Raw genomic sequence first — 17,435 nt, forward strand, 5'->3', positions numbered from 1 at the left:
TTGCTACTCATGGCAATAGCCCCATGATCTGTTGCGGTTGCTGATAGCCCAGCGCAGTCCAGCTGGCCGGATTGCCAAACCAGGCCGCATTGATCAGTGCATGCAGCGCCTGATAGCCGGAACGCAGCAGCAACAGCGGGCTTTGCTGCCAGCGTCGCAGGAAGGCGGCCAGATCATGCGCTGCCGCCTGTGCCCACGGGCTGTGCACGCCGGCCAGCCAGCGCCGCCCCCAGCGATTACCCAGCAGATCAAACAACTGGCGCAGCTCCTGCTGTACCGCAGGCAGCAGATTAGCGATGGCCACATCCACCCCGCGCACGATGTCCTCCAGCGCCAGCCCGGCCATGCCCAGCATCACCGGGGCCAGGCTGCGGATGATCTGCGCATCACCTGCCTGCAAAAACACAAGATGGCCCTGACTGGCGGCAGGCAGGTCTGGCTGCGGGCTGGCCAGGAAACCGGCTGCCAGCAACACCACGCTGCCGGCCATGCCGGTCTTGATCAATTGACGTCTGGTGATCATCTCAGCCTCGCATCATCAGTCGCAGCAGCCATTGCACGGTGCGGCCATAAGGGGGCCGGGTCATCCAGCTGCCCGACCAGCGGCTCTGCTCGAATACTGGCTTGAGCTTGGAGAAGGTGAGAAAACCTTCATAACCATGGTAATGCCCCATGCCGGAGGCACCGACACCACCAAAAGGCATATCGTGCTGTATCACATGCAGCACTGATTCATTGATGCAAACCCCGCCGGAAATGGTCTGGTGCAGGGTTTTTTCGATACGCAGCGGGTCGCTGTCGAACAGATACAGGGCCAGCGGCCGCGGCCGGGCATTGATGTAATCGAGAGCCTGGTCAAAATTGTCGTAGCAGACCACCGGCAGGATGGGGCCGAAAATTTCCTCGCGCAGCAGCGCGCAGTCAGCCGGGCAGTTCAGTACCAGGGTCAGTGGCAGTTTGCGCGAGCCAGACAGATCTTCGGCGGCCGGGTTGATCTGGCGGATCTCGGCCCCCGCCGCACGCGCTTCACTCAGCCAATCTTGCAAGCGCTGGTAATGACGCTGGTTGATGATATTGCTGTAGTCCGGATTATTGGCCAACGTGGGATAAGCGCGGGTTGCAGCGGCATCCAGCATGGCCAGCAGCCGGTCGCGGTCCTTGGCATTCACTAGCACATAGTCCGGGGCGACACAGGTCTGGCCGGCATTGAACAGTTTGCCGGCAACAATCGACTCCGCCGCCCGGGCAAAATCGGCATCCCGCGCCACCAGCGCCGGCGACTTGCCTCCCAGCTCCAGGGTGACCGGCGTGAGATTGTCGGCTGCGGCGCGCATCACATGGTGGCCCACCGCAGTGGAGCCGGTGAACAGCAAATGATCGAAAGGCAAGCGGGTAAAAGCCTGCGCCAGCTCCGGCCCGCCATTCACCACACAGACCAGATCCGGCTCGAAGTAACGCGCCACCAGCTCGGCCAGCAACTGACCGGTGGCGGGAGTGAATTCCGACATCTTGATCATCACCCGGTTACCCGCCGCCAGTGCACCGATCAAGGGCCCCAGGGCCAGAAACAGCGGGTAATTCCACGGCACTACGATGCCCACCACGCCCAGCGGCTGGGGCAGCACACGATTACGTGCCGGGAGAAACCAGATGGACACCCCGCGCCGCTGCGGCTTCATCCAGCGCCGCAGCTGACGGCGCGCGCTGCGCAACTCCTCCAGGCTGGGAAACAGCTCGCCCAAGCGGGTTTCCACGCTGCTGCGCTGGCCAAAATCGCTGTTGATGGCGGCGATCAGGGCGTCATGGTTTTGCTGGATCAGCTGCTCCAGCGCATTCAGCCAGCTCAGCCGGCGTGCCAGCGCCGGAAAACGCTCGGCGGCAGCGGCGCGGTGCAAGGCGGCATAGGCATCCGGCAAGCCGGCAGCGCTTTCCTGCTGCATTGGCATAACATTCATTGTGCTATCCTCGTGTTGTTCCATCCGGCAAACGGTCGTTTAGAGCCACGACTCTAAAGCCAGAATAGCACCGAGAAATTTCCTTGTCACTCTCCGTGGACTACCCATGCTGATCGATTTCTTTACCGCCCTGCGCGACGCTGGCCTGCCGGTATCGCTCAAGGAATTCCTGACCCTGCTGGAAGCGCTGAAACAGCAGGTCGCTTTTGGCAGCCTGGATGCCTTTTATTATCTGGCGCGCACCACCTTGATCAAGGACGAAAAGCATTACGACCGCTTCGACCAGGTATTCGGCCATTACTTTCAGGGCAAGGAACTGCTGCTGGATGATCTGCAAACCGAGATTCCGGAAGACTGGCTGCGCAAACAGGTAGAGAAATTTCTCAGCGAAGAGGAAAAGCAGCAACTACAGGCCCTAGGCTGGGACAAGCTGATGGACACCCTGCGCCAACGGCTGGAAGAACAAAAAGAACGCCATCAGGGTGGCAACAAATGGATAGGTACCGGCGGCACCAGCCCGTTTGGTGCTTATGGCTACAACCCGGAAGGCATACGCATTGGCCAGGATGGCTCGCGCCACCGCCGCGCGGTAAAGGTGTGGGACCAGCGCGAATTCCGCAATTTCGACAATGCCGCCGAACTGGGCAGCCGCAACATCAAGCTGGCCTTGCGCCGCCTGCGCGAATTTGCCCGCGAGGGGGCGGAAGAAGTGCTCGACCTGGACGGCACCATTGCCGCAACGGCACGCAATGCCGGCCTGCTCGAGCTGAAAATGCTGCGCGAACTGCGCAATACGGTGAAGGTACTGGTGCTGTTTGATGTTGGCGGCTCGATGGACGACCACATCAAGGCGGTGGAAGAGCTGTTTTCCGCAGTCAAAAGCGAATTCAAGCATCTGGAGTATTACTACTTCCACAACTGCGTCTACGAAACGGTGTGGAAAGACAATCGCCGCCGCCAGGGCAGCAGCCTGTCCACCCACGAGCTGATCCACACCTTTGGCAGCGACTACAAGCTGATCTTTGTCGGTGACGCCACCATGAGCCCCTATGAAATCAGCTACCCGGGCGGCAGCGTGGAACACATGAACCCGGAGTCCGGTGAAGTATGGATGCGCCGCCTGCTGCAGCAGTTTCGCCATGCGGTGTGGCTGAACCCGGTGGCCGAGCCATACTGGGACTACACCCAGTCGCTGCAGATGATGCGCCGCCTGCTGCAAGAGCGCATGTACCCGCTCACTCTGGAAGGGGTGGACCAGGCCATGCGCGCACTAAAGAAATCCATGCCGGCCAGTGCCCTGCCCCCAGTCTAGTCGGCAGGAAAACGCTGGCCGTTGCCGTCGAAAGCCCGTACTTGGTCACGACCAGCCAGTTTGGCCTCGTACAATGCCTGGTCTGCCAGCGCCAGCGCCACGCTGGCCTCCTGCTGGTCGCGGGCCAGGCAGCTGACGCCGATACTCACCCGCACCTGCAGCTCGCCTGCATCCAGCGCCACCCGGTGCGTGCGCACGGCTTGACGCAATCGTTCAGCCAGGGCCAGTGCCCCGGCCATGCCACAGCCGGGCAGCAGGACGGCAAACTCCTCACCGCCCAGCCGGCCCAGCACGTCGACCTTGCGCACCACCTGCTGGCAGATGTGGGCAAAGTCACGCAGCACGCGGTCGCCCACGGCATGGCCCCAGCTATCGTTCACCTGCTTGAAATGATCGATATCCAGCATCAGCACCGCTACCGGATTGCTGAAGCGCTGGAAGCGGACAAATTCCTCCTCCAGCTTTTCCATGAAGCTGCGCCGGTTGGCAATACCCGTCAGTGCATCGGTAGTGGCCAGCAGCCTGAGTGATTCCTCTTGCTGCTTGCGACTGCTGATATCACGGTATACCCACAACACACTGCGCAAGCGTCCCTCGATGAAGATGGGCACATGGTCGCGCTCCAGAATACGGCCATCAAGCAGCGGCCACTCTTCGCCCAGCACCACCTCGCGCGAACGCTGCAACTCTTCCAGCCTTTGCAGCAGTCGTTGTGGTTCGGCAAACTGTTGTGCGGCAATGGCAGCCACCTGCGCGCGCCCCTCATGCTGCACTTGCTCCGGCGTATAACCGGGCAGGAATAGTTGGCAGTATTGCTGGTTTACCAGCACCACCTCGCCGTGCTGGTCCTCCAGCAACATGGCACCATGGAAATTTTCGATGATGGCCAGCAATTGCCGCTGCAGGGTGGCAAGCGCCTCTTCGGCCTGCCGGCGCGCGGTAATGTCATGAATGATCGAAAACAACAGGGTGCGTCCGCCAGATTCCACCGGCGATGAATGCACGTCTACCGTCCGCAGCTGGCCATTGGCCAGACGGTGGGTGAAGGTGAAATGATTGTGTGCCTGCTGCAAGGCCACGCCCATGGTGCCGCGTATTCTGGCCTCTTCCATCTGGTTGATATTGCTCATCGGCATGCCCACCAGCTCGCCGCGGCGATAACCATAAAAGCGCTCGGCCGAAGGGTTGGCATCCACGATCACGCCATTGGTCGGATCCACCAGGATCATCACCGCGCCGTGATTCTGGAACAGCATGCGGAAATGCGCCTCGCTGTTCTCCAGCAGCTTTTGCGCCTGCTTATGGGTGGTGATGTCCTGCACGGTGCCGACGATGCGACAGACATTGCCATTGCCATCCACCTCGGTGGCCTGGCCCTTGTCCAGAATCCATAGCACCTCGCCAGTGCGTCGCAACAGCCGGTACTGGATCTGGTACTGACTGGCTTCTCGCTTGAGCAGGGAACGGATATTGTGCCGCACGGTAGGCAGATCGTCCGGATGCACCAGCGCCTGCCATTGCCCCGGATTGTCATGCAGCTCGTGGTAGTCGTAGCCGACCATATTGACCAGCTGCTGGTTGAAATCCAGCCGCCCCAGCGCCACATGCCAGTCCCACAGGCCGATATTGGCGGCGCGCATGGCCATATCCAGCCGCTCCTGGCTTTCACGCAAGGCTTCTTCGGTGCGCTTGCGCTGGGTAATCTCCGAAATCAGCCCGTGCCAGCGTATCGACTGGTCATCCTGCAATTCCGGCGTAACGCGCGCTTCCACCCAGATCAAGCGTCCATCTGGCAGCAGGACACGAAACTCGCTGATCCACGGCAACTGATAGCGCAGCGCCGAATCGCTCTCTTCACGCACACGCTGCTGGTCATCCGGAAACACACGCCTCCATACCAGATCGGCATCCTGCTTTACCTGATCCGGCGTGACGCCAAAGATAGTCAGCACACCGTCACTGACATAGGAGAAGCGGCCATGGCCGCTCGCATCGGACCAGAACTGATAAATCATGCCGGGAATATTGGCGGCAATCTTGGCCAGGCGGTTTTCACCTTCCACCTGGCTGCTGACATCCATCCAGTACCCCTGCACCACCTCGCCGGTCACTTGCTGCACCTGCTCCTCCAGCCAGCACCAATAACCCGCGCCATGCCAGAAACGATAGCGGCGGCTGGTAAAGCCCCGCCCCTGCCCCAGCCGCCAGTTGCCATCAGCCAGGCCGCGCAGCTCGTCCGGGTGCAAATGCTGCTGCCACCAGTCGGGCTCCAGCAGAATGTCCTCGGGGAAATAGCCCAGAATGGATGCCACATTGGGGCTGACTTCCACCACCACTCGCGGCTGCTGTGCATGACAGGCGAACGCTACCATCGGGCCATTGGCAAACAGTGCATGCTGACGCGTCATCAGCTGTTGCAGGCGTTTGAGCTCGGTCACATCCTGCATCACCACCATATAGCCGCCGGCAGCACCCGGCTCGACCATGGCCGTGATGGACAGATTGACGGTGCGCAAGCGACCATCCTTGCCGCGCAGCGGCCATTCCCGCGTCAGACTGCGCCCGGGTTGAACCTCGGCAGTAAATACCTCAACGACACCAACCTCGCGCCCCAGCCGGGCAGCCAGCTGGCGACTCTCCTGCTCCAGCAAGTCCGGCTCCAGCAGCACGCTGGGCAGCACTCGTCCGCACAACTCATCGGCCCGATAGGCCAACAGCTTTTCTGCCGCATGATTGAACAGGATGATCAGGCCATCGGCATCCAGCGCCATCATGGCGGTGTCGGCTGCATTGAGCATAGACAGCAACAGGCCAGCCGTCGGCGGCTGGCCCTGTGGTGCTGCCGCAGATGTTGACATGCTCAAGACGGTCTCCCTGCATCGGTATGCTGATTCATGCTTTACTTTATAGATGATGTTTGGATTGCTCCGCAAAGTGCTATGAAATTATCGCATTTCGCTTGAAAAAAATGGCAATACCCGCATATTTAGCTTGAGCAATCAGCCAGTTGCACCAACAATGAAGGCAGAGGTCAGCCAAACAAGACCTCACCTAGCCGAGGGAAGCCGCCATGGAAACCATACTGATGATCCTTATGATCGCTGCCTGTGCCATCGTACTGGGCATGCTGACCACCCCGCTGGAGAAAAAGCGCGAGCTGATCCCCATCCGTATCCGCAAGGAAGACGAGCAGCCGCGTCGCAGGTCTTCGCGCTAAGCAGACTCACGCGCATGCAAAAAGGCAGCCACGGCTGCCTTTTTGCATGGCACTGCCGGTATCAGAAGTCGCGCTGCGGTACCAGTACCGTGCGGTTGCCATTGCTTTCCATGCCACTGACAATACCGGCCGCTTCCATTTGCTCGATCAGCCGCGCCGCGCGGTTATAGCCTATGCGCAAGTGGCGCTGTACCGCAGAAATCGACGGCTTGCGCGTTTTCAGCACGATTTCCACCGCTTCATCGTAGAGCGGATCGCTCTCGGTGGCTGCCTGAGTCTTGGCGGTGGCTGCAGCCGACTCCTCATCCGCCTCGGTTTCACCAGTCAGCAAACCTTCCACATAATCCGGCTCGCCCCACTGCTTGAGGAAATCCACCACGGCATGCACTTCGTCATCAGTGACAAAAGCGCCATGTACCCGTTGCGGATAGCCGCTGCCCGGCGGCAGGAACAACATATCACCCTGACCCAGCAGGCTTTCTGCACCCATCTGGTCAAGAATGGTGCGGCTGTCGATCTTGCTGGACACCTGAAAGGCAATCCGCGTCGGGATATTGGCCTTGATCAGGCCGGTAATCACATCCACCGACGGCCGCTGGGTGGCCAGAATCAAATGAATACCTGCCGCTCGCGCCTTCTGTGCCAGCCGGGCAATCAGTTCTTCGATCTTCTTGCCGGCCACCATCATCAAGTCGGCAAACTCATCCACCACTACCACAATGAAGGGCAGATTATTCAGCGGCTCCGGGGTTTCCGGCGTCAGGCTGAAGGGGTTAGTCAGGCGGCGGCCGGCGGCCTCGGCTTCGCGCACCTTGTCGTTGTAGCCGGCCAGATTACGCACGCCCAAGGCACTCATCAGCCGGTAGCGGCGTTCCATTTCACCCACACACCAGTTGAGCGCATTGGCGGCCAGCTTCATGTCAGTCACCACCGGCGCCAGCAAGTGTGGAATATCGTTGTATACCGACAGTTCCAGCATCTTGGGGTCGATCATGATGAAACGCACTTCGTCCGGCGTGGCCTTGTACAGCATGGACAGAATCATCGCGTTGACGCCCACCGATTTGCCGGAGCCCGTGGTACCCGCCACCAGCAGGTGCGGGGCCTTGGCCAGATCAATAGCCACCGGCTGGCCGGTGATGTCCTTACCCAGCGCCATGGTCAGGCGCGAGGCTGGCTGCTGGAATACGTCGGCGGAGAAAATCTCTGACAACCGTATCATTTGGCGCTTGGCATTGGGCAGTTCCAGGCCCATGCAGGTTTTGCCCGGAATGGTTTCCACCACCCGGATGGATGCCAGTCCCAGTGCCCGCGACAGGTCTTTCATCAGGTTCACCACCTGGTTGCCACGCACGCCAACGGCCGGTTCCACCTCGTAACGGGTAATCACCGGGCCGGCATAGGCATCCACCACGCTGACCTTGACCTTGAACTCAGCCAGCTTCTCCTCGATCAGGATGCCACGCTCCAGCAACTCGTCTTCCGACACCACGGTGGTGGCTTCTTCGGCCGGGCGCAGCAAATCAAGACCAGGCAGGCAGTCTTCACCGTAGATCACCGGCAGGCTGGAACGATGGGCTGCTGCTGGCGGCAAGCTCCATGGTAGCGCGGCGTCTGCCACGCTAGCTGCAGCCAGCGGTACCGCCGCAACAGCCTCGACGGCAACCTCCTCGCTATTGGCGGTAGCCGCGGCAGCTGGCTGCAACTCGGCCTCGTCCAACAGATGCCACACCAGATTGCTCTCCGGTTTGCTGGCTGGCACTGAAGCTGGCGTGCGCTCACTGATCATCGACCACGGCAAGACGGCTTCAGCTGCAGCCGGTGCGGCCAGCTCCGTCGGCTGGGCCAGGCTATCCGGTGGCACCACCTGCTGTCTCTGCTCGGGCCAACGCCATGGCTGACGCTCCTGCTCTACCTGCGGTGTAATAGTCGCTGCCGGAGATGCATCAACCATCGCCGCAGCCAAAGCAGCAGGCATTGTTGGCGGTGGCAGGCTTTGCGCCTCTTGCAGACTCGCACCGCTCACTGCCAGTTCGATAGCAGATTGCTCGTCAAGAAAGACGCTGGCGTGGTCATTCTCAGCGGGGTTGACTGCAGTAGCGCCCTCCTCCACTTGCGGCAACACTGCTATCTGAGCAGGCTGCTCGATGCTGGCAGCTGCTTCGCTAGTCGCGATCGCAGGACTCGCCAACTCTGGCTGTGCAAGCTGTGCCGGCTGCGTGGCTTCCGGGACGATTACAGGTGCAGGTGCAGGTGCAGGTGCAGGTGCAGGTGCAGGTGCAGGTGCAGGTGCAGGTGCAGCAGTATCGGCTACGCTGTGAGACAAAGGCGCATCGGGGATATCGGCCAGCGACAGGCCTGGCAGTACTGCAGCCTGCTCAGCCGCCGGAGCGGGCTTAGCTGCAGACGGACGCGGCGCGGGCGGGCGGATCCAGCCTTCATAAGCATTGCTGCGGGGCTGTTGTTCGTGCCGTACGATGGCTGGCTCGGGCGGCGGCGGGCTGACGCGTGGTGGTATCGGCTGGGTGATGATCTTGCGCGGAGCCGGATACACCGGCTGCAACACCACCGCCGGCTTGATTACCGGAGCCTCATGACTGCGCCGTTTGCTGTGCAGGGCATTGACCTGGGCACGCACTTCATGCGGATCAATTACTGGCAACTGGCGCGGCTCGGGATGGCCAGACAACGACTGCCGCTGCGCCTGACGACGACGCGAACCGTGGTGCAGATTATTTTGCAGCTCGTCCAGCCCGATGACCGGCAGATTTTCGCCACGTGGCTGGCTGGGTGATCCGGCTTGCAACTTGGATTTGGGCTTGCGATAGCTGCGCTCCAACTCGACATGCGGGAGATCGGCAGCCGGGACAGCTGGCTTGGCCTGCACACGCGGGGACGGGCTGACCGGCGGCGGCGTGAATACCGCGGCAGGCGGGGGGGCAGCAACTATCGGCGCAGCCTCCTGCTCGCTCCGTGAAGGTGGCGGCAACTCGGCCTCATCGTCCGACATGGCGGCGTCAAAGCGGATGGCAACCGGTTCGCGCCTGCGCTCACGAAATGCCGCTGGCGCAATGTCCAGCTCTTCATCATGGCCAGCCCCCAGTACGCGATCCAGCCTCTTCAGCAGGCGCTCACGCTGCAGCGACACCCGCGCACGCCAGGGGTGCTCTGCCCCCAGCTTGCGCCAGGTCACCCCTGCCGCTGCCATACCCAACATCATCAGCCCAAGCACAAACCACACGATCAGCAACCTCTTTCCTCATTCTGCTGCAAGGGCTGACAAGCGAACCAAGGCCCGTCTCACACCGCACAGCAGGGGCAATTCAAAGCGCCGATTGTACCCGGTTTTAACCACGCTTCGCATTGCCGCACCGCGCAAACGGCGGCATAAACAAAAAAACCCCGCACAAGGCGGGGTTCATGTTCAAGCGTCAAACCGGTCAGTTGCTGGCAACAGTGGCAGCGATGTCCTGGTAGTCCTTGATCTTGTCAAAGCTCAGGTAACGGTAAACCTCGGCACCGCTTTCATTGATGATGCCGATGTTGGCCTTGTACTCTTCCACGGTCGGAATCTTGCCCAGCTTGGAGCAGATGGCGGCCAGTTCAGCGGAACCCAGGAACACATTGGTGTTCTTGCCCAGACGGTTGGGGAAGTTACGGGTGGAAGTGGACATCACGGTGGCACCTTCGCGCACTTGTGCCTGGTTACCCATGCACAGCGAGCAACCCGGCATTTCAGTGCGGGCACCGGCCATGCCGAACACGCCATAGTGACCTTCGTCGGTCAGTTGCTGCGCATCCATCTTGGTCGGCGGCGCCAGCCACAGCTTGACCGGCAGGTCGCGTTTGCCTTCCAGCAGTTTGGAAGCCGCACGGAAGTGACCGATGTTAGTCATGCAAGAGCCAATGAACACTTCGTCGATCTTGGTGCCGGCAACTTCGGACATGAATTTCACATCATCCGGGTCGTTCGGGCAGGCCACAATGGGCTCCTTCACGTCGGCCAGATCGATTTCGATCACGGCGGCGTAGTCGGCGTCGGCATCACCCTTCAGCAGTTCACCGCTGGCAATCCACTCTTCCATCTTCTTGATGCGACGTTCCAGCGTGCGCGGGTCGGCATAGCCGTCGGCAATCATGGTCTTCATCAGGGTGATGTTGGAACGCATGTATTCGGCGATCGGTTCCTTGTTCAGATGCACGGTGCAACCGGCAGCAGAACGTTCGGCCGAAGCGTCGGACAGCTCGAATGCCTGCTCAACCTTCAGGTTCGGCAGACCTTCGATTTCCAGTACACGACCGGAGAAGATGTTTTTCTTGCCGGCCTTGGCCACAGTCAGCAGGCCTTGCTTGATGGCATACAGCGGGATGGCATTCACCAGGTCACGCAGGGTGACGCCCGGTTGCAGTTCGCCCTTGAAGCGCACCAGAACGGATTCCGGCATGTCCAGCGGCATCACGCCGGTAGCAGCAGCAAACGCCACCAGACCAGAACCGGCCGGGAAGGAAATACCAATCGGGAAGCGGGTGTGCGAGTCACCACCGGTACCCACGGTATCCGGCAGCAGCAGGCGGTTCAGCCAGCTGTGGATCACGCCATCGCCCGGGCGCAGTGCAACGCCGCCACGGGTGGAGATGAAGGCCGGCAGTTCCTTGTGCATCTTCACGTCCACCGGCTTCGGATAAGCAGCAGTGTGGCAGAAGGACTGCATCACCAGGTCGGCGGAGAAGCCCAGACAGGCCAGGTCTTTCAGCTCGTCACGGGTCATCGGACCGGTGGTGTCTTGCGAACCCACGGTGGTCATTTTCGGTTCGCAGTAGGTGCCCGGACGTACGCCCTGGCCTTCCGGCAGACCACAGGCGCGGCCTACCATCTTCTGTGCCAGCGAGAAGCCCTTGCCGGAGTTGGCCGGATCTTTCGGCAGACGGAAAGTGGTGGACGCAGCCAGACCCAGCGCTTCGCGAGCCTTGGCAGTCAGGCCACGGCCAATGATCAGGTTGATACGACCACCTGCGCGCACTTCATCCAGCAGCACGTCGGATTTCAGCTGGAAGCTGGCAACGGTTGCACCGTTCTTTTCGATTTTGCCGTCGTACGGGTAGATGTCGATCACATCACCCATTTCCAGAGCAGACACATCGACTTCAATCGGCAGCGAACCGGAGTCTTCCTGAGTGTTAAAGAAGATCGGAGCGATCTTGCCGCCCAGGGTCACGCCGCCAAAGCGCTTGTTCGGCACAAAGGGGATGTCCTGGCCGGTAGCCCATACCACGGAGTTGGTGGCGGACTTGCGGGAAGAACCGGTACCCACCACATCGCCCACGTAGGCAACCAGATGGCCTTTTTTCTTCAGGTCTTCGATGAACTGCATCGGACCGCGCTTGCCATCTTCTTCCGGCACGAAGGCGGCACCCGGACGGGTGTTCTTCAGCATGGCCAGATAGTGCAGCGGGATGTCCGGGCGGCTCCAGGCGTCCGGTGCCGGCGACAGATCGTCGGTATTGGTTTCGCCCGGCACCTTGAATACGGTAACGGTGATTTTCTTTTCCACTTCCGGACGGCTGGTGAACCATTCGGCATCGGCCCAGCTTTGCAGTACGCCCTTGGCATTGGCGTTGCCGCCCTCGGCCAGTACTTGCACGTCGTGGAAGAAGTCGAATACCAGCAGGGTTTTCTTCAGGCCTTCGGCGGCGATGCCACCCACTTCGGCATCAGTCAGCAGATCAATCAGCGGCTTGACGTTGTAACCACCCAGCATGGTGCCCAGCAGTTCGGTGGCCTTGGCACGGGACACCAGCGGCGAGGCTACGGTGCCTTCGGCCACGGCGGCCAGGAAGGATGCCTTGACCTTAGCGGCATCATCCACACCCGGAGGTACGCGGAAGGTGATCAGCTCGACCAGCAGATCTTCCTCGCCCTTGGGCGGGTTTTTCAGGAGTTCGACCAGTTGTTCGGTTTGCGTGGCGGACAGCGGCAGGGGCGGAATGCCCATGGCGGCGCGCTCTGCAACATGCTGACGGTAGGCTTCGAGCATAGCTTGGGACCTTTTTGCTTGGGTTGTTTGCAATGAGTCAGCCGCCAGCGTGGGATCAACTGGCGGCAACCGTCCGGGGCAATACGGTTCTACCCCGTTTTGATTGCTGGAAGATTACGCCGTCTGACCGCCAGTGACAAACGAGTAATCGAAACATCGCCTGTGAGTTATACTCACACCATGAGCACTTACCCCCCACTCAACGCGCTGCGGATATTCGAGGCTGCAGCAAGGCTGGAAAGCTTTTCCTCGGCAGCCGACGAGCTGTTCGTTACCCATGGTGCTGTGAGCAAGCAGATCAAGCAGCTAGAGGAATGGCTGGGCGTGCGCCTGTTCGAGCGCGCCGGCGGACGGGTGAAGCTTACCGATACCGGCTGGCGCTACCTGATCCAGGTGCAGGACGGACTGGACCTGATTGCCAACGCCACCTCGCAATTGCTGCAGCCGGACAGCCAGCGGCGGCTTACCGTCAATACCACCCCTACGTTGGCCATGCACTGGCTGATGCCACGCCTGCACGTATTCCGCGAAAGCTACCCCGACGTGGAACTGCACCTGGTGACATCCGACCGTGACATCAGCCGGCTGGACAGCCCGTTTGACATCGCTATCCGCCGCGGCCCCGGCGACTGGCCCGGCCATATCGCCAAGCCATTTCTGGAAGAATGCGAGCTGCCGCTGTGCTCACCCAAGCTGCTGGAACGCAATCCGGTCGACTGCCCGGCCGATCTGGCCAGCCACACGCTGCTGTATGCCGACACCCGCCCCACCGCCTGGCAGCGCTGGCTGACCCTGGCTGGCGTTCCGGAATTGAAACCGGCCAGCAGCCTGCACTTCGACCGTTTCTCGCTGGCACTGCAAGCCGCGCTGGACGGGCTAGGCGTGGTACTGGGCCCACTGCCGATGGCGCAGTCGCTGGTGGATTCCGGCCAACTGGTCGCCCCGCTCTCCAGCCCGGTGGTACCGGTGCGTGACTATTGCTGGATCGTGCCGCGCACCGCATCGGGCGACTCTACCGTCGCGTCCTTTTGTCGCTGGCTGGAACAAGAAGCCGGGCAGATGCGCCCCTTTCCGGCAGCCGGGCTCAACGACAACATGATTGCCCACGCTTTTCCGGAAGACTGACGCTGCAGCAGTTGTACTCAGGGCTGCTGCGGCGTCAGGCCCAGTTGACGCATTTCCAGCGGCGCATTGTCGCGCGGCAGCCATTTATTGTAGATGCGGCGAAAACTCCCGTCTTTCTTCATGGCTGCCATCCCCTCGTACCAGCGCCGGATGGTACGGGACGAGGTGCCACGCGAGAAGGCCAGATAAAGCTCGAGCGACTCCAGCACCCTCACCACCTCCACCGCATCGGCCGGCTGGTGAATACTCTTCAATACCGAAGCCACTACAAAACTCCCCTCCACCCACAAGTCATAACGCCCACCCAGCAGTTTTTGCGCCGACACCTGCGGCGTGGGGGCCAGATCAACCTCGACAAAACCGGCAGACGCCGCTGCATCGGCGAAAATACTGCCCCGATACGCCCCCACTGGCCGGCTGTATAGCCCTGCGCCCAAGGCCAGCAGGTTGCTGGCCTCCCCTTTGCGTGACAATAGCACCGTCTGCGACACCGCCACCGGCCCCAACAAGGTCATGATTTTTTCGCGCGCATCGCTGCGACCCACAGTAAACAGCAGTACATTGGGTGTGCTTTCCAATTCGCGGTAACCCCGCGCCCACGGCACAACCTCGATAGCGGTATTGTCATGAATGCGAGCTTGAATCTCTCGCACCACTTCCACGGCCATGCCATCCGCCACACCATTGCGCTGAAAGGTGATGGGTGGCCATTCCTCAGTGAAGATAGACAGGGCCGAGGCCGGCAAGACCACAGACAACAGAATCAGCAACAGGAGAATCCGCATGGCAGCCATCTCGCTCGGGTGACTGTTTATTCATAGCTGTTAGCGCATGACGATGCAGGCATATTCGTTATAATGTGCGCCTGAGATTGACCCGCTGCGCCTGAACCCAGCCAGTACCGCACACCCACCGAACGCAAGGAACGACATGAGCCGCATCACCCTTTCCCGCTTTCTGATCGAACAACAGCGCAAGGCCGGCACCCTGCCGCCCGAACTGCGTTTGCTGATCGAAACCGTTGGCCGCGCCTGCAAGGCCATCAGCTTCTCTGTCAACAAAGGCGCGCTGGCCGGCATTCTGGGTGAGGCCGGCACGGGCAACATCCAGGGCGAAGCGCAAAAGAAACTGGACGTGATCGCTAACGACTTCCTGCTGGATGCCAACGAATGGGGTGGCAGCCTGGCCGCCATGGCCTCGGAAGAAATGGAACTGCCCTACCACATCCCGGGCGAATACCCGAAGGGCGAATACCTGCTGATGTTCGACCCGCTGGATGGCTCGTCCAATATCGACGTCAACATTTCCGTCGGCACCATTTTCTCCATCCTGCGTTGCCCGGCAGGCATCGACCACCCCACCCCGGAAGCCTTCCTGCAGCCGGGCACCGAACAGGTCGCCGCCGGCTACACCGTATACGGCCCGCAAACCATGCTGGTGCTGACTTTTGGCAGCGGCGTGCACGGCTTTACGCTGGACCGCGAACACGGCTCCTTCGTGCTGACCCATTCCGACATGGTCGTACCGGAAAGCACTCAGGAATTCGCCATCAACATGTCCAATATGCGCCACTGGGAAGCCCCGGTTAAGCGCTATGTGGATGAAATGCTGGCAGGCAAGACCGGCCCGCTGGGCAAGGACTACAATATGCGCTGGGTGGCTTCGATGGTGGCCGAAGTGCACCGTATCATCACCCGTGGCGGCATCTTCATGTACCCGAAGGATGCCCGCGATCCGGACAAGGCCGGCAAACTGCGCATCATGTACGAAGGTAATCCGATGGCCTTCATCATCGAGCAGGCCGGTGGCGCCGCCACCAACGGCTATCAGCGCATCATGGAAATCCAGCCCAAGGGGCTGCACGAGCGTGTAGCGGTCTTTCTCGGCTCCAAAGAAGAAGTCGAACGCATCACCGCTTACCATCAGCAGTCGTAAACCGGTCAACCCTGCCGCCCTGGCAGGGTTTTTTCATTGCCAGCCATGACAGCGCCGCCAAAGCGCCTATATTGGAATATAGCTACACAGAAAACGGGAACGCGCATGCTGTCCATTCAACACTTGATCGTCGCCCTGGCAGAAAGCTCGTCGGTGCAGGCACAAATCATCCGCAATGCCCTGTCCGAACTCGGCATTACGCGCATGGAAGTATTTGAAACCGGGGAAGCCCTGCTGGAATACATCGGCAAATACAAGCCGGACGTGGTCATGAGCGCCTTCCACCTGCCGGACATGACGGCTGGGGAAATGATTTTCCAGATGCGCGGACACCCGGAGCTGCGCGACCTGCCGTTTATCCTGGTTTCCAGCGAAACCAATCCCGACCTGATCGACCCGATGCGCCAGGCCGGCCTGATGGGCATACTGCCCAAGCCCTTCGATCTGCCACAACTGCGCAAGGTCATCAACGACACCTTGGACTTTCTGGCGGCCAACCAGAATGACACCGACAGTGACCTCGACTACGCCGATCTCAACATCCTGGTGGTGGACGACAGCGTGATGGCGCGCCGCCACATTCGCACCGTACTGGAACGGCTGGGTTTCGAAAAAATCACCGAATCCTGGAGCGGCAAGGACGCACTGCCGCTGATAGATAGCACCCTGTTCGACCTGGTACTGACCGACTATAACATGCCGATGATGGACGGCTGTGAGCTGGCCAGCTATATCCGCACCCGCAGCATGCAGAGCTCGGTGCCCATCATCATGATTTCCAGCGAAGAGAACATGGAAAGACTGGCCGCGGCAGAAGCCGCCGGCGTATCCGCCATCATGGGCAAACCATTTGAAACCTCGGCTGTGCGCCAGGTACTGCGCACGCAACTGGCACAACGCTGATCAGCGCGGCATCACCCACACCAGGCGCGCGCCGCCTTGCGCATCGTTGACCGCCTGCCGCCGCCAATAGCCCGCCGTGGCGTACTGGCCAGGCAGAGTGGCAACGCCATCCAGCCGGCAATAACTCACCTCCTGATAACCCGCCTGCAAAAGCTGGCTGCGCCCCTTCTGCCGGCTCTTGGCACAGGATGGATGCATGGCCAGCGCCACGCTGGCTGGCGGAGCCGAGCCTTCCCAGCCGCGCACCAGCGCCAGTCGCGGCTGCGTCATCAAAGCCAGTCCGTTCAATACCGCTGTCAGCAAGCCACGCCACGGGGCGGCTACCGTTGCCACGAACTCCGTCAGTTCCCCCGGATAGCTGACCAGCAAAGCCAGGCTATCCTCGACATCAGCCAGCCAGTCGGCACCTGCCAGCGAGAAATCTGCCCGCAATAGCAGCAAGGCCACTTCCTGGCGATCCGGCACTTGCATGACGAAAGCACCACCCTCGGCACCATCGACATGCAGATAAAACGCTGCCGCCGGCAACTGCAGTCGGTCGGGCAGATTACCGGGCACGCGGGTATGCCTCAATGCCTGCATCAAACCATCTTCCAGATGTGCCATCACCTTGCCATGACGACAGAACTGCCCGTAGGCATCGGCCAGCCGCTGCTCGCTGGCGGTGCGCTCCGCGACCGCCGGATAAACCTGAGCGGCACGCGTCAACTCACGCTGCACCAGCTCCAGCACTTGCTGTTGCGCAGCCGCCTGCAGTACCGCCCGACCATGTAGCTGCCCGACCCGCTTGGCCCACGGCCGTGTGGCAGCATAGCGCTGCACTGCGTAGATCATCTCCATCAAGCACCCCGGACAAGAAAAAAGGGCCGCATTGTAAGCGCAAGTACAACGCAGCCGCCAGTCCGGCACATACCAATCAGCGCTTGCTGCTCTGCCAGAAAGCAAAAAGGCCA

Annotated in this window: 12 protein-coding genes; 5 read left to right on the forward strand and 7 right to left on the reverse strand. The window is 60.8% G+C overall.

Features of this window, described 5'->3' with window-relative positions; translation table 11 throughout:
* Window positions 1–7 precede the first annotated feature (7 nt).
* Window positions 8–523, reverse strand: a complete 516-nt coding sequence (locus H2Z84_RS13560; RefSeq protein WP_181836440.1) for a twin-arginine translocation pathway signal protein — start codon at window positions 521–523, stop codon at window positions 8–10.
* A gap of 1 nt (window position 524) precedes the next feature.
* Window positions 525–1,955 (reverse strand): coniferyl aldehyde dehydrogenase, encoded by a 1,431-nt coding sequence (locus H2Z84_RS13565; RefSeq protein ID WP_181836441.1) that lies wholly within the window; start codon window positions 1,953–1,955, stop codon window positions 525–527.
* A 106-nt stretch (window positions 1,956–2,061) separates the two neighbouring features.
* On the opposite strand from H2Z84_RS13565, the gene H2Z84_RS13570 reads away from it, so the two are divergent.
* Complete coding sequence (locus tag H2Z84_RS13570) at window positions 2,062–3,267, forward strand: vWA domain-containing protein (RefSeq protein ID WP_181836442.1); 1,206 nt, start codon at window positions 2,062–2,064, stop codon at window positions 3,265–3,267.
* Here the strand turns inward: H2Z84_RS13570 and H2Z84_RS13575 are convergent.
* Window positions 3,264–6,125, reverse strand: coding sequence for a PAS domain S-box protein (locus tag H2Z84_RS13575; protein WP_181836443.1), 2,862 nt, complete (start codon window positions 6,123–6,125; stop codon window positions 3,264–3,266). The two genes, H2Z84_RS13570 and H2Z84_RS13575, sit on opposite strands and share 4 nt — an antisense overlap.
* Before the next feature lie 227 nt (window positions 6,126–6,352).
* On the opposite strand from H2Z84_RS13575, the gene H2Z84_RS21335 reads away from it, so the two are divergent.
* Window positions 6,353–6,484 (forward strand): hypothetical protein, encoded by a 132-nt coding sequence (locus H2Z84_RS21335; RefSeq protein WP_258869402.1) that lies wholly within the window; start codon window positions 6,353–6,355, stop codon window positions 6,482–6,484.
* A 61-nt stretch (window positions 6,485–6,545) separates the two neighbouring features.
* Here the strand turns inward: H2Z84_RS21335 and H2Z84_RS13580 are convergent, their stop codons facing one another.
* The gene (locus tag H2Z84_RS13580) at window positions 6,546–9,725 is read right to left on the reverse strand and encodes a DNA translocase FtsK (protein ID WP_309545477.1); all 3,180 of its coding nucleotides are present in this window, start codon (window positions 9,723–9,725) and stop codon (window positions 6,546–6,548) included.
* A 199-nt stretch (window positions 9,726–9,924) separates the two neighbouring features.
* Window positions 9,925–12,519, reverse strand: coding sequence for a bifunctional aconitate hydratase 2/2-methylisocitrate dehydratase (gene acnB / locus H2Z84_RS13585; protein WP_181836444.1), 2,595 nt, complete (start codon window positions 12,517–12,519; stop codon window positions 9,925–9,927).
* Between the two features lie 180 nt (window positions 12,520–12,699).
* Here acnB and gcvA point away from each other — a divergent pair, with 180 nt between their 5' ends.
* A complete protein-coding gene (gene gcvA / locus H2Z84_RS13590) occupies window positions 12,700–13,644 on the forward strand; it encodes a transcriptional regulator GcvA (RefSeq protein ID WP_181836445.1) in 945 nt (314 codons plus the stop codon).
* A gap of 17 nt (window positions 13,645–13,661) precedes the next feature.
* Here gcvA and H2Z84_RS13595 read toward each other — a convergent pair whose 3' ends face one another.
* Window positions 13,662–14,429, reverse strand: coding sequence for a substrate-binding periplasmic protein (locus tag H2Z84_RS13595; RefSeq protein ID WP_181836446.1), 768 nt, complete (start codon window positions 14,427–14,429; stop codon window positions 13,662–13,664).
* A gap of 145 nt (window positions 14,430–14,574) precedes the next feature.
* Here H2Z84_RS13595 and H2Z84_RS13600 point away from each other — a divergent pair, with 145 nt between their 5' ends.
* Together H2Z84_RS13600 and H2Z84_RS13605 are read left to right on the forward strand one after the other, a co-directional pair.
* On the forward strand, window positions 14,575–15,579 hold the full coding sequence (locus tag H2Z84_RS13600; protein ID WP_181836447.1) for a class 1 fructose-bisphosphatase: 1,005 nt from the start codon (window positions 14,575–14,577) through the stop codon (window positions 15,577–15,579).
* Between the two features lie 105 nt (window positions 15,580–15,684).
* Window positions 15,685–16,482, forward strand: a complete 798-nt coding sequence (locus tag H2Z84_RS13605; RefSeq protein WP_181836448.1) for a response regulator — start codon at window positions 15,685–15,687, stop codon at window positions 16,480–16,482.
* Here H2Z84_RS13605 and H2Z84_RS13610 read toward each other — a convergent pair whose 3' ends face one another.
* On the reverse strand, window positions 16,483–17,322 hold the full coding sequence (locus H2Z84_RS13610; protein ID WP_181836449.1) for a hypothetical protein: 840 nt from the start codon (window positions 17,320–17,322) through the stop codon (window positions 16,483–16,485). It lies immediately after the preceding gene.
* Window positions 17,323–17,435: the final 113 nt, after the last annotated feature.

The sequence above is a fragment of the Aquitalea aquatica genome (genome assembly GCF_013911085.1).
GTDB lineage: Bacteria > Pseudomonadota > Gammaproteobacteria > Burkholderiales > Chromobacteriaceae > Aquitalea > Aquitalea aquatica.